4 protein-coding genes are annotated in these 14,385 nt (G+C 74.9%); 1 reads left to right on the plus strand and 3 read right to left on the minus strand.

Annotated features, from left to right (window positions below; translation table 11 throughout):
• Positions 1–493: 493 nt before the first annotated feature.
• Positions 494–1,252 (plus strand): thioesterase II family protein, encoded by a 759-nt coding sequence (locus tag ACZ4M5_RS16710; protein WP_467737388.1) that lies wholly within the window; start codon positions 494–496, stop codon positions 1,250–1,252.
• A gap of 162 nt (positions 1,253–1,414) precedes the next feature.
• Here ACZ4M5_RS16710 and ACZ4M5_RS16715 read toward each other — a convergent pair whose 3' ends face one another.
• The 3 genes from ACZ4M5_RS16715 to ACZ4M5_RS16725 all read right to left on the minus strand — a co-directional run bounded on the left by ACZ4M5_RS16715 (position 1,415) and on the right by ACZ4M5_RS16725 (position 14,342).
• Positions 1,415–4,606 (minus strand): AMP-binding protein, encoded by a 3,192-nt coding sequence (locus ACZ4M5_RS16715; protein ID WP_467737390.1) that lies wholly within the window; start codon positions 4,604–4,606, stop codon positions 1,415–1,417.
• A gap of 152 nt (positions 4,607–4,758) precedes the next feature.
• Entirely contained in the window at positions 4,759–7,926 is a 3,168-nt protein-coding gene (locus ACZ4M5_RS16720; RefSeq protein WP_467737392.1) for a type I polyketide synthase, read from the minus strand.
• Between the two features lie 5 nt (positions 7,927–7,931).
• Entirely contained in the window at positions 7,932–14,342 is a 6,411-nt protein-coding gene (locus ACZ4M5_RS16725; RefSeq protein WP_467738014.1) for a type I polyketide synthase, read from the minus strand.
• Positions 14,343–14,385 lie beyond the last annotated feature (43 nt).

Genomic DNA, 14,385 nt, shown 5'->3' on the forward strand with positions numbered 1-14,385 from the left:
TTGCCGAACGACGCCGTCTCCGAAGTGAAACGGTCACCGGTGAGCTGCATACCGTCACCCGAGTCACCCGCGAACCTGATGACCACACGTTCCAGACGACGGACGTGCTTGCCACCCGTCCCAGTCGCTGCGGGGGAGTTGACTACCACGGACATTCCTGTGTCGCTCCTGTCAGGGCTGGTCCGCCGGCGCGGGCGGACAGGTCGGCGGACACGCGTCGCGGTGCGGGTCATGCACCTCGCCGGAGGCTACGTGGCACGGGTGGAGGACCGCTCGCGCGTCGGCCCGACGGGGTGTCCCGGCCGCCTGCGGCACTCCACCGTCCCGCGAACCCCCGTCGAGGCTTGAGCGGCACGCTCGGGGTATCAGCTCCGGTGAGGACGGGCAGGAGCCCTCGCGGGGCGACGGACCGCCCGCCGGTGCCCGCATCCCCCGAGGGCACCGGCGGGCCCCTCGCCGTGGGCCGGCCGGCACAGACGAAGGGATACACACTGTGAACAGCACGTGGTTCCGGCGCTTCACCACTGCGGGGAACGGGCCGCGGCTCGTGTGCTTCCCCCACGCGGGGGGTTCGGCGACGACGTTCAGAACCCTGGCTCAGGCGCTGCCCGCGGAACTCGACGTGATGTGCGTGCAGTATCCGGGCCGGCAGGACCGGCACCGGGAGGTGCCCTTCACCGATCTGGCCCTGCTCGCCGGAGCGGTGGCCGAGGAGCTCGCACAGGTGCTGGCGGCGGATCCGGGGCGGCCGTACGCGCTGTTCGGCCACAGCATGGGTTCGCTGGTGGCGTTCGAGACGGCCCGGCGGCTCGCCCGGGACCCGCTGCCGGGGCCGCAGCGGCTGTTCCTGTCCGGGCGGGGCGCACCGGACGCGCACAGCACGGCCCACTTCTCGCTCTACGACGACGACGACGTCCTCGCCGAGGTGCGCAGGCTGGGCGGCACCGACCAGTCGATGCTGGACGACCCCGACATGATGGAGATGGTGCTGCCGGCGCTGCGCGCGGACTACCGGTCGCTCGGCGCGTACACCTGGCGCGCGGCCGAGCCGCTGACCGCCCCGCTGACCGTGCTGGTCGGGGACAGTGATCCGGTGGTGACGGTGGAGCAGGCGGAGACCTGGCGGCCGCACAGCCGCGGGGACGTGGCGGTGAAGGTCTTCCCCGGCGGTCACTTCTACCTCTACGACCGGCCCGGCGACGTCGCGGCGGTCGTCACCGAGGAGCTTCTCACCGGGGCGGCCGCTTCCTGACCGGCCGTCGGGGCCGGTCAACCGCCCGGGGCGGCACGGACCTGGTCCGTGCCGCCCCGGGCGGTTTCGCGCGGGTGTGTGGAAGCGGCGGCGTCGAAGGTGTCGCGGCGTTCCGGGTGCCACGGAATCCCGGGTCTCGCGGCGTTCCGGGTCCCCGCGTGGTCAGAGGACCGCGCCCTCCTTCGTGCGTCTGCGCAGCGCCGGCCGGCTGGAGCGGCCGAGGTCCTTGCACACGTCCGACAGTGCGAGGACCGTGCGAGCCGTGAACAGCTTGCGGATGGACACCTCCTGGTTCAGCTCCGCCCGGATCAGCCCGACCAGCCGGATCGCCCGCAGGGAGTTGCCGCCGAGGTCGAAGAAGTCCTCGTCGATGCCGACCCGGTCCACGTCCAGCACCTCGGCGAAGGCCCGGGCGAGGATCCGTTCGGTCTCGTTGCGCGGGGCGCGGCGGGTGTCGTCGTCGGAGGCGGGCCGGGGCAGCGCGGACCGGTCCACCCGGCCGCCCGCGGTGAGCGGCAGCCGGTCCAGGACGGTGAACGCCGACGGCACCATGGGCTCCGGCAGCCGTGCCGCCGCGAACCGGCGCAGGTCATCGGCGGTCACGGCCGTGCCGGGCACGGGCACGACGCAGGCCGCCAGGCGCCGTTGCCCGCTGCCGTCGTCCGTGACGGCCACGACGGCCTGCGCCACATCGGCGTGTTCGGACAGCGCCTCCTCGACCTCGGCCGGTTCCACGCGCACACCGCGCACGTCCGTGGCGTGGCCGACGTGGACGAGCCGGCCGTCGGCCGTCGGCCGCACCCGCTCCCCGGTGCGGTACATGCGCGTCCCGGGCGGGCCGAACGGGCAGGGCACGAAACGTTCCGCGGTCGCCGCCGGCCGCCCGGGGTAGCCACGGGCCACACCGGGGCCGGCCACGTACAGCTCACCGGCCACGTCCTCGGGGACCGGGGTCAGGCCGGGGCCGAGAACGTACAGCGCGGTGTGGTCCGCGGCATGGCCGATCGCGTCCGACGCGGGCACGGCTTCGCCTGGGGGCAGGTGCCGGACGGCGGCGAGGCCCGTCGTCTCCGCCCCGCCGTGCCCGGTGACGACCGTGAGCCCGGGGCAGGCCTCGCGGATCCGCCGCAGCGCGGCCGCAGGGATCCGGTCGCCACCGGTCCACACCTCGCGCAGTCCGGCCAGACGCCCGGGGTGCGCGGCCGCGAGCTCGGTGAGGCGGGCGGCGGGCAGCCACAGCGTGGTGAGGCCGTGGGCCGCCCGCAGTCCGGCCAACGTGTCGCTGTCGAGCTCCCCTTGGGGCGCCACGACGACCCGGCCGCCGTTCAGCAGGGGCGTCCACAGCTCCAGGGCGAGCGCGTCGCAGGTGTGCGGCGCGTGCCACAGGACGGTGCCGCGGCCGGCGTCCCGGCAGCGGCGGTCCGTGACGAACCGCTCGACGGCCCGGTGGGTCACCGCGACGGGCCGCGCGGCACCGTCCGGGCCGGTGCCGTGCAGCACGGCCACCGGGCTGTCGGGGTGGAGCCGGGCGCCGTCGGGGACGGTGGTGCCGGCTTCGACGGTGCCGTCGGTGGCCAGGTCCTCCAGGACCAGCGCCGGTTGGTCCGGGCGGGCCGGGAGCGTGCGGGCCGTGGCGGTGTCGGTGAGCAGCAGGCGTGCCGGTGGGGCGTCGGCCGCGGCCGCCGGTTCCACGGCCAGTGCGGCTGCACCCGCCTTCGCCACCGCGAGCAGGGCGACGGCCAGTTCCACCGACCGGGGCAGTGCCACCGCGACGACCGTCTCGGGGCCGACGTCCCGGCGGTGCAGCGCCGTGGCCAGCCGGCCGGACCGCTCGTCCAGCTGACGATAGGAGACCCGGGTATCACCGTCGACCAGCGCGACGGCGTCGGGGGCGCGTTGGGCCTGCCGGGCGAACAGGTGCGGGACGGTCAGGCCCGGCAGTGGCGCACCGGAGGAGTCCGGTGCCGCGAGCACCCGGTCCCGTTCCTCGCCGCCCGCCACGTCCAGCGTGCCGACCGGCCGGGCGCTCGCGTCCAGCGCGGCCCGGACGAAGGAGATCAGTTCCTCGCCGATGAAGCGCAGTTCGGCGCGGTCGTACAGGCCGGCGGGGGCGTCGAGCCGGATGAACAGGTCGCTGCCGGGGCTGCCGTCGGTGTAGACGCCGATCGACAGCTCCTCGAAGGTGCCGGTGGTGGCGCCCGAGTAGCGGGCCGGGCTGTCGCCGAAGTGCAGTTGTTCCGCGAACTCGACGACGTTCACGACGGCGCCGAAGCTGCCGCGGCCGCTGAGGGCGGTGCCGCTCGCGCGCTGGATGTCGGAGTAGTGGCAGGCGGTGTGGTCGAAGACCTCGTACGTCTCGTCGACGAGCGTCTCGGCGATCTCGGTGAACGTCGCGCCGAGCGGGACCTTCACCCGTACCGGCACGACGTTCACGGCGAGGCCGGGTGTCCGGCTCGCCACGCCGACGCGGTTGCCGACGGCGAGGGACAGCAGGAACTCTGGGCGCTCGCAGCGGTGGCGCAGGTACACGGCCGCGGCGGCGGTCAGCATCTGCGACAGCCACACGCCCATGGACTGCGCCGCCTCGGTCCACCGGTCGGCCTCGGCGCGCGGAACGGTCAGGGTGCGGCTCACCATGCCGATGGCGTCGGCCACCTCCGCCCAGCGGTCGGCGCTGCCCAGCGGCTGCGACAGGGCGGTGCGACGCTCCTCGGACAGGGCCACGCGGGGCAGTTGTGCGGGCGGGGGCGCGTCCCGGAGGTAGTCGCCCCAGAACGTCATGTCCTCGGTGAACTTCGGCGAGGCGAGGTAGTGCGCCGCCTCGTCGGCGAAGGAGGCGGTGTCCCACGGGTGCGGCAGCTCGGGCACCCGCTCGCCGCGTGCCAGGGCCGTGTAGACCTCGGCCAGGCGCCGGGAGAGCAGTCCGCCGGCGCCGAACCCGTCGGACACCAGGTGGTGGTAGGCGATCACCAGCAGGGAGCGGTCGCCGGCGAGCCTGACCACGCCCAGCCGGAACAGCAGGTCCCGTCCGAGGTCGAACGGCCGGCGCACCAGGTCGGCCAGGGCCGCACGGGCGGCCTGCTCGGGGTCCGCCTCGGCGGTCAGGTCCCAGAAGAACGGCCGCCAGTCGCCGAGTTCGCGGGGAACCAGGCGCAGTCCGCTTCCGTCGTCGACGAAGGTGACGCGCAGGACCTCCGCCTCGCCCATCACGTGCAGGAAGGCGGCTTCCATGACGGCCGCGTCCAGCGTGCCGTCCACGTCCCACATGGTCAGCGCGTGGTTCGGCGTGTCGGGAGCCATTTCCTGCGCCCGCCACATGCCTCTGTGCGCGGACGACGCACCGAACGAAGGCACACGAATCAACCCCTCAGCAAAATGGCCCGGTATTTCGGCAATGTTCCGATCACCTCCACCTTCCGGGAGGCGAGCCGGCCGTTCAAGAGACGTCGGTGCCCGGCGGGACGGGCCGGGCCGCGGTTCTTGCCGTGTCCCGCCGGCGGGACGTGCTACGCCGCGAGCGAGGACAGGATGTGCCCGGCGATGCGCCGCGGGGAGGGGTGCCGCAGCACCAGGTTCGGTTTCAGTTTCAGTCCGGTCGACGCGGTCAGGCGTTTGCTCAGCTCGGCCGACAGCAGCGAGTCGAAGCCCAGTTCCTTGAACTCCTGGTCGGGGCCGACGATGTCGGCCGAGGCGTGCCCGAGGACGACGGCGACCTTCTCCCGTACGTGCTCCAGCACCAACGCCTGTGCGTCGGCGCCGGGCAGGGCCGCGATCCGCTCCGGCAGAGGAACGGCCTGGTCGTCGGAGGGCGGTGGCGGCGCGGCGGGCAGCTCGGCCTCGGGCGCCGCGGCGGGCGAGGAGCTGAGCCAGTAGCGCCGCCGCTGGAAGGCGTACGTCGGGAGGTCGACGCGGTGGCGCGTGGTGAACAGGGCGTCCCAGTCCACCCGTCCGCCGCGGACGTGGAGTTGGGCCAGCGAGCCGAGCAGGGCCCGGACCTCGTCGCTCTCCCGCCGTGAGGACGACAGCACCAGCGCGTCGTCCAGGTCCTCCACGGTCTCCTGCACCGGGACGGTGAGGACCGGGTGCGGGCCCATCTCGATGAACACCCGGAAACCGTCGTCGGCCAGCCGCCGCACGGACGTCTCGAACAGGACCTTCTCGCGCAGGTTGTCGTACCAGTATGCGGCGTTCAGCTTCGCCGTGTCGACGACCTCGCCGTACAGCGTCGAGCAGAAGGGCAGGTCCGAGGTTCTCGGCCGGACTCCGGCCAGTGCGCCGGTCACCTGGTCGCGGACCCGGGCCACGTGGGGGGAGTGCGAGGCGTAGTCGACGGGGATCCTGCGGGCCTGGGCGCCGTCGGCCCTGGCCTTCTCGACGAATTCGTCGAGCGCGTCCGGTTCGCCGGCCACCACGACGGAACTCGGCCCGTTGACGACGGCGATGTTCACCCGGTCGCCCCACGGGGCCAGTCGCCGCTCCACCTCGTCGGCGGACAGGGCGACCGAGGCCATGCCGCCGTGGCCCTGCAGATCCACCAGGGCCTTGCTGCGCAGCGCCACCACCCGGGCGGCGTCGCGCAGGGACAGCGCGCCGCTGACGCAGGCGGCGGCGATCTCGCCCTGGCTGTGGCCGATCACCGCGGCCGGCTCGACACCCCAGGACCGCCACAGGGCGGCCGTGGACACCATGACCGCGAACAGCGCCGGCTGCACCACGTCCACCCGGTCCAGGCCGGGCGCCCCCGCCTCGCCGCGTATGACGTCCGGCAGCGACCAGTCGACCCATTCGGCCAGGGCGTCCGCGCAGGCGTCGAGGGTCTGCGCGAAGACGGGGAAGGTGCCGTACAGCTGCCGGCCCATGCCGGCCCACTGCGAGCCCTGGCCGGGAAAGACGAAGGCGACGCCCCCGAGTCCGGTGGTGCTGCCGCTCACCACCGCGGGGGACTCGGCGCCCCGGCTCAACGCGCCCAGTCCGTCGAGAAGTTCGGCCCGGCCGCGGCCGAGCACCACCGCGCGGTGCTCGAAGCGCGAGCGGCCCGATGCCAGCGACCAGCCGACGGCGGCTTCGGCTTCGGCTCCGGCTCCGGCTTCGGTGGCCGCGGCATCATCAGCGGCGGCGCCATCGGCGGGGACAGCCCCGGCGGTGAGGAAGTCGCGCAGCCTGCCCGCCTGCCCGCGCAGGGCCTCGGCGCTCTTGGCGGACAGCACCCAGGGCACGACGCCGCCGGTGACGCCCGCGCCGGGCCGCTGCCCGCCGGACGGCTGCGCGGGCGGTGCCTCCTCCAGGATCACGTGGACGTTGGTGCCGCTGACGCCGAAGGAGGACACCCCGGCCCGCCGGGGGCCGTCCCCCCGGGTCCACGGGCGGCCCTCCACCAGCAGTTCGACCGCCCCGGAGGACCAGTCGACGTGGCGTGAGGGAGCGTCGACGTGGAGGGTTCTGGGCATGTACCCGTGCCGCATCGCCAGGACGGCCTTGATGACCCCGCCGACGCCGGCGGCGGCCTGGGCGTGGCCCATGTTCGACTTCAGCGAGCCCAGCCACAGCGGCCGGTCCGCCGGCCGGTCCCGGCCGTAGGCCGCCAGCAGCGCGGCCGCCTCGATGGGGTCGCCCAGGGTGGTGCCGGTGCCGTGCGCCTCCAGGAGGTCCACCTCGCCGGGGGCGACGCCCGCGTTGGCCAGGGCCTGGCGGATCACCTTCTCCTGTGCGCGGCCGTTGGGCGCGGTCAGCCCGTTGCTGGCGCCGTCCTGGTTGACGGCGCTGCCGCGGACGACGGCCAGCACGGGATGGCCGTTGCGGCGGGCGTCGGACAGCCGCTCCAGCAGCAGGACGCCCACGCCCTCGGCCCACCCGGTCCCGTCGGCCCCGTCCGCGAACGCCCTGCAGCGGCCGTCGGTGGACAGGGCGCCCTGACGGGAGAACTCCACGAACATCGAGGGGGTCGCCATCACCAGCGCGCCACCGGCCAGGGCCAGGGAGCACTCCCCCGAGCGCAGCGACTGCACGGCCATGTGCAGCGCCACCAGCGACGAGGAGCAGGCGGTGTCCACCGACACGGCCGGACCCGTCAGCCCCAGCTCGTAGGCCACGCGGCCGGAGGCCACGCTGAGCGCGCTGCCGTACAGCAGGTAGCCCTCAAGTTCCTTGTGCCGGCCCTCCAGGAAGCGCCAGCCGTACTCGGAGGAGCTGACCCCGGAGAAGACACCGACATCGGTGCCGCGCACGTCGGCGGGGACGATCCCGGCCCGTTCGAACACCTCCCAGGAGGTCTCCAGCAGCAGCCGGTGGTGCGGGTCGACGGCCAGGGCCTCGCGCGGGCTGATGTTGAAGAAGTCGGCGTCGAAGTCCGCCACGTCCTTCAGGAAGCCGCCCTGCCGGGTGCGGGAGCTTCCGGTGGCGTCCGGGTCGGGGTCGTAGACGTCCCGCCAGCCGCGGTCGGCGGGGAAGTCGTCCACGACGTCCAGGCCGTCGCGCAGCACCTTCCACAGGTCCTCTGGCGAGGAGACGCCGCCCGGGTAGCGGCAGGCCATGGCGACGACGGCGACGGGTTCGTCACGGGCGGCCTTGAGGGCGTCGTTCTCGCGCCGGAGGCGGTCGCGTTCCTCCAGCAGGGTGCGCAGTGCCCGCTGGACCCGGTCCGCGCCGTCCGCCGTGCGTTCCGCGGAGTCGGTCATCTCACTTACCTCTTCTCATCGAGGGCCAGGTCGACCAGTGCTTCCAGGTCCAGGTCGGACAGCCCTTCCAGTTCGGCGGAATCGTCCGCGCCGAGGTCCGTGCCGGAGCCCGTGCCGGGGTCCGGTTCCGGGCGCAGCAGGCCGACGAGGTGTTCGCTCATCTCGCGCGGGGTCGGGTAGCTGAAGACCAGCGTGGTCGGCAGGCGCAGTCCGGTCCGCGACGACAGGCGGTTGCACAGTTCGACCGATGTCAGGGAGTCGAAGCCGAGCTGGGTGAAGGCCTGTTCGGCGTCGACGGACGCGCCGGAGGGGTGGCCGAGGACGAGGGCGACCTGCTCGCGCAGCCAGTCCAGGGCGGTGGTGTGCGCCTCGTCGGCCGGCAGCCCGGCCAGGAGGGCGGGCAGGCCGCGGGCGCCGTCGTCCCCGGCGTGTGCCGCCCGGCGGGGGCGGTGGGGGGAGGCGAGGTCGCGCAGCAGCGGCGGCAGGTCCGTACCGGTCCTGCCGCGCAGCGCCGTGAGGTCCAGCCGGGCCGGGACGAGGACCGCCCTGCCGCCGGCGAGGGCCGCGTCGAACAGGGCCAGCGCCTCGGGCGTCGGCATGGCGGCGACGCCCATCCGCCGCAATCGGGCCAGGTCCGCCTCCGCCAGCTCCCCGGTCATGCCGCTGCTCTGCTCCCACCAGCCCCACGCCAGTGAGGTGCCGGGCAGGCCGCCGTCCCTGCGCTGGGCCGCCAGGCCGTCGAGGAAGGCGTTGGCGGCGGCGTAGTTGGCCTGTCCGGCGGTGCCGAGGGTGCCGGCGAGCGCGGAGAACTGCACGAACGCCGACAGCGGGCGGTCCTTGGTCAGGTCGTGCAGGACCAGCGCGCCGCCGGCCTTGGCGTGCAGCACCCGTTCGAGGCTCTCGGGGGTGAGCGACTCCAGCGTGCCGTCGGCGAGGACACCTGCCGCGTGCACGACCGCCGTCAGCGGCCGCTGGGGCGGCATGCCGGCGAGCAGGTCCGCGACGGCGCTCCGGTCGGCGACGTCGCAGGCCGCGACGCGGACCTCGGCGCCCAGTTCCCTGAGCTCCGCGGCCAGTTCGCCGGCGCCGTCGGCGGCGGCTCCGCGCCGGCCGGCCAGCACCAGGGAGCGCACGCCGTGCTCGGTGACGAGGTGCCGTGCCACGAGGGAGCCCACTCCCCCGGTGCCGCCGGTGACGAGGACGGTGCCGCCGCCGAAGCCGCCGCCGACGTCGAGGACGAGTTTGCCGATGTGGCGGCCCTGGCTCATCTCGCGGAAGGTGCGGCGCGCGTCGCGGATGTCGCGGACGGACACCGGTGGCAGGTGCACCCGGCCGTCGGCGAACAGGTCCATGACGTCGCGGAACATCGCCTGGAGGGCGTCCGGTCCGGCCTCGTACAGGTCGAACGCGTCGTAGGTGACGCCGGGGTGATCGGCGGCCACCTGCCGGGGGTCGCGGATGTCGGTCTTGCCCATCTCGACGAAGTGGCCGCCCTGGGGCAGCAGCGTCAGCGAGGCGTCGACGAAGGTGTGCGCCAGGGAGTTCAGGACGACGTCCATGCCCCGGCCGTCCGTGGCGGCGAGGAACTTCCCGGCGAAGTCCAGGTCGCGGGAGGACGCCAGGTGCGCGTCGTCCAGGCCCAGTTCGCGCAGAGCGGGCCATTTGGCGGGACTGGCGGTCGCGTAGATCTCGGCGCCCGCGTGCCGGGCGAGCTGGACGGCGGCCATGCCGACGCCGCCGGCCGCCGCGTGGATCAGGATGCGCCGGCCCTTCGTGAGCCGGGCGATGTGGAAGAGGGCGTGGTAGGCGGTGAGGAAGGTGCTCGGCATGGACGCCGCCTCGGCGTGGCTCCAGCCGTCGGGGACGGCGGTGAGCAGGCGGTGGTCGGCGACGGCCAGGCGGCCGAAGGCGCCGCCGAAGATGCCGGTGACCCGGTCGCCCGGCGCGAAGGCCGTGACGTCGTCGGCGACCTCCAGCACGACACCGGAACCCTCGCTGCCGATGCCGGCGTCCAGGGCGGTGCGCTCCACCAGGCCCAGGGCGATGGTGACGTCGCGGAAGTTGAGCCCGGCGGCCTGGACGGCGATGCGGACCTGTCCGCCGCGCAGGGGCGCCTCGGCCTCGGGGCACGGTACCCAGGTCAGGTTCTCCAGCGTGCCCTTGTCCGGGATGCCCAGCCGGTGGGGGCCGTCGCCCGGGGCTTCGAGGCGCTGCTCGGCGGGTGTGGCCGGGGCGAGGCGGGGGGTGAGGAACTCGCCGTCGCGCAGCGCGAGTTGCTCCTCCCCGAGGGCGAGCGCGTCGGGCAGCGCCGCCCAGGAGGTCTCCTCGTCGTCGAGGTCGACCAGCCGGAACCTGCCGGGGTGCTCGGTCTGGGCGGAGCGGAGCAGGCCCCACACGGACGCGCCGGCCAGGCTCTCCACGCGCTGTCCCGCGCCGGTGTCCACGGCCAGGCGGGTGAGCACGACCAGCGTGGACGCGGCGAACGCCTCCTCGGCGAGGAACCGCTGGACCTGCCGCAGGACGTGCGCGGCGCAGGCGCCGGCCGCGGCGAGCGGGTCGGCCGCGCCGGTGGTGTCGTCCGGGCACAGCAGGAGGTGGGCGGGGGCGCCGTGCGCGGGGACCTCGTCCAGGGAGGCGTAGGCCACGGCCCGGTCACCGTCCGCACGCAGGAGCCGGGGGGCCGGGCCGGGGTGCGTGCCGATCACGCCCCACCGTGCCGGACGGGCGGCGGGATCGCCCGGCGGCACCGGCCGCCAGCGCACCTCGTACAGCGGCGGTTCCTGCCCGCCCAGCGCCGAGCGCACCTGTTCGGCGCCGGCCGGGCGGAACGTCAGGGAGGCGACGGACGCGATCGTGCGGCCGTCCTCCTCGGTGACCGTCAGCGAGACCGCGTCCTCGCCGGCCGGGGTGAGCCGGACGCGTACGGTCGGCCCGCACGTGCCCGTCAGGCGGGCGCCGGCCCAGGCGAAGGGCATCCGGCCCTGTTCGCCCGTCACCTCGATGACACCGCCGGCCACCGACGCGTGCAGCACGGTGTCGAGCAGCGCCGGGTGCAGGGCGAAGGCGCCCGTCACGGCGCTGTCGGGAAGGGTGGCCAGGGCGTGGAGGTCGTCGCCGTGCCGCCACACCTCCCGCAGGCCGCGGAAGGCGGGCCCGTAGTCGAACCCGGCGTCGGCGAAGGTGTCGTAGAGGCCGTCGACGCTGACGCGGGTGGCACCGGGCGGGGGCCAGGCGATGAGTGGCCGGGCCGCGTCGGCGGCCGCCGGGGGGCTGGAGGCGTCCGGCGTGCTGGAGGCGTCCGGGGTGAGGCCGCCTTGTGCGTGGCGGGTCCAGCCGCCGGTGGTGGCGGCGTGGTCGCCGGGGCGCGCGTACACCTGGAGCGGGCGGCGGCCCGAGGCGTCCGCCGCGCCGACGACGACGCGTACCTGCACGCCGCCCGTCTCGGGCAGGATCAGCGGCACTTCGAGGGTGAGGTCCTCCAGTGCGGCGCACCCGACGTGCCGGCCCGCCGTCAGGGCCAGGTCCAGGTAGGCCGTGGCGGGGACGACGACCGCGCCGAACACGGTGTGACCGGACAGCCAGTCGTGGGTCTTCAGCGACCACAGGGCCGTGAAGTGGACCTCGTCGCTGCCGGGGTGGTCCAGTACGGCGCCCAGCAGCGGATGGCCGGGGGCCGCCAGTCCGGCCGAGGCGAGGTCCGCGGGACCGGCTCCGGCCGTGAAGTCCAGCCAGTACCGCTGCCGCTGGAAGGCGTAGGTGGGCAGGTCGACCCGGCGGCGCGGCCCGAAGAGGGCGGCCCAGTCCACGGTCACGCCGCGCACGTGCAGTTCGGCCAGTGCGCCGGTCAGTGCCCGGGCCGGCTCGCGGTCGCGGCGGGATGCCGGGACGACCAGCGCGTCGTCGACGCCGGTGCTCGCGAAGGCGTCCTTGGTGAGGCCGGTGAGCGTGGCGCCGGGGCCGACCTCGACGAAGACGTCCGCGCCGGCGGCGCGGGCGTGCTCCACCGCCTCGTGGAAACGTACGGGTGCGCGGACGTGGCGCACCCAGTGCGCCACGGACGTCAGTTCCCCGGCGGTGGCCTCGCGGCCCAGCAGGGTCGACACGACGGGGATCGCCGGCTCGGCGGAGGGCAGCGCGCCGATCGCGGCCGCGAAGTCGTCCAGGACCGGTTCCATCAGCGGGGAGTGGAAGGCGTGGGCGACCGGGAGGAGCTTGGCCGATCCGCCGTCGGCCAGGATCCGGTCGCGCAGGGCGTGGACCTGTGCGCGCAGGCCTGAGAAGACGACCGACTCGGGGCCGTTGACGGCGGCGAGGCCCACCCGGTCGTACGCGGCGAGCAGGGCGGCCGCCCGCTCCTCGCCGAGGCGTGCGGCGAGCATGGCGCCCTGTTCGGTCACCGTCTGCATGGTGCGTCCGCGGGCGGCGACCAGGCGGGTGGCGTCCTCCAGGCGGAGCGCTCCGGAGACGTGGGCGGCGGCGATCTCGCCGACGGAGTGGCCGATGAGGTGGTCCGGCGCCGGGGTGTGGTGGGTGAGCAGCCGGTAGAGGGCGACCTGGAGGGCGAACAGCGCGGGCTGGGCGACGTCCGTCCGCTCGCGCTGCCCGGGTCCGGGGTCGGCGGCGAGGAGCACGGGCCTGAGGGCGAAGGGGAGGTGGGCGTCGAAGTGCGCGCACACCTCGTCCAGGGCCTCGGCGAAGACGGGGAACGCCTCGTGGAGGGGTCCCGCCGCGCCGGCCCACTGCGCGCCCTGCCCGGGGAACAGGAAGGCGCGGGCACCGGGTTCACCGGCGACGCCGCGCATCACCGCGGCGGACTCCTCGCCCTCGGCCAGTGCCGTCAGGCCGGCGAGCAGGTCCTGCCGGTCGTGGCCGAGCACCACGGCCCGGTGTTCGAGGCGGGCCCGGCCGGACACCAGCGACCAGCCGGCGTCGGCGGGATCCAGGTCGGCGGCGGCCGCAGTGAAGTCGCGCAGTCTGCGCGCCTGGGCCCGCAGGGCCTGCTCCGAGCGCGCGGAGAGGACCCATGGTACGAGGGCGCCGGGCAGCCGCCCGGTGGTGGGGGACGCCGCCTCCTCCTCGGGGGCCTCCTCGAGGATCACGTGGGCGTTGGTGCCGCTGACGCCGAAGGCGGACACGCCCGCGCGGCGGGGCCGGTCCGGTGCGCCCGGCCAGTCGCGGGCCTCGGTGAGCAGTCGCACCGCTCCGGCCGACCAGTCCACGTGGGTGGAGGGACGGTCGATGTGCAGCGTGGGGGGCATGACGCCGTGCCGCAGCGCCATGATCATCTTGATGAGGCCGCCAACGCCCGCGGCCGCCTGGGCGTGGCCGATGTTGGACTTCAGCGAGCCCAGCCACAGCGGTTCGTCCCCGTTCCGCTCCCGGCCGTAGGTGGCCAGCAGGGCCTGGGCCTCGATGGGATCGCCCAGGGTGGTGCCGGTGCCGTGCGCCTCGACCACGTCGACGTCGGCCGCCTGGATCCGGGCGTTGGCGAGCGCGGCCCGGATCACGCGCTGCTGCGCGGGGCCGTTGGGGGCGGTCAGGCCGTTGGAGGCGCCGTCCTGGTTGACCGCCGAGCCGCGGATGACCGCCCAGACGCGGCGGCCGTTGCGCCGTGCGTCGGAGAGCCGTTCCAGGACGAGCACGCCGACGCCCTCGGAGAAGCCCGCGCCGTCGGCGGCGTCCGCGAAGGCCTTGCAGCGGCCGTCGGCGGCCAGGCCCCGCTGCCGGGTCATCTCCCGCATCACCTGCGTGGTCCCCATGACGGTGACGCCGCCGGCCAGGGCCAGGCCGCACTCGCCCTGCCGCAGCGACTGCACCGCCTGGTGGACCGCCACCAGGGACGAGGAGCACGCGGTCTCGGTCGACACCGCCGGCCCCTCCAGGCCCAGGGCGTACGACACGCGCCCGGACGCCACGCTCAGCAGCGAGCCGGTCTGCGCGTAGCCGGCGATGGCGTCGGGCGTGTGGAGGTGGTTGCCGTAGCCGAAGTAGGCCAGGCCCGCGAAGACGCCGGTGTCGCTGCCGCGCAGGGAGTGCGGGTCGATGCCGGCGCGTTCCAGGGACTCCCAGGAGGTCTCCAGCAGAAGTCGCTGCTGGGGGTCGGCGGCCAGCGCCTCGCGTGGGCTGATGCCGAAGAAGTCGGCGTCGAAGTCGCCCGCGTCGTAGAGGAAGCCGCCCTTGCGGGTGGAGCTGCTGTTGGGCCGGCCGGGGTCGGGGTCGTACAGGTTCTCCACGTCCCAGTTGCGGTCCTGCGGGAAGTCGGAGACGGCATCGGTGCCGGTGCGCACCAGGTCCCACAGGTCCTCCGGTGTGCTCGCCCCGCCCGGGAAGCGGCAGGCGACGCCGACCACGGCGATGGGTTCGGCCGCGGCGTCGGTCAGCTCCCGCAGGCGCTTGCGGGTCTCGATCAGTTCGATCGACGTCCGCTTGAGGTAGTCGAGAACGTCGGCGTTGTCGTCG

This window comes from Streptomyces sp. NPDC026246 (assembly GCF_055567995.1).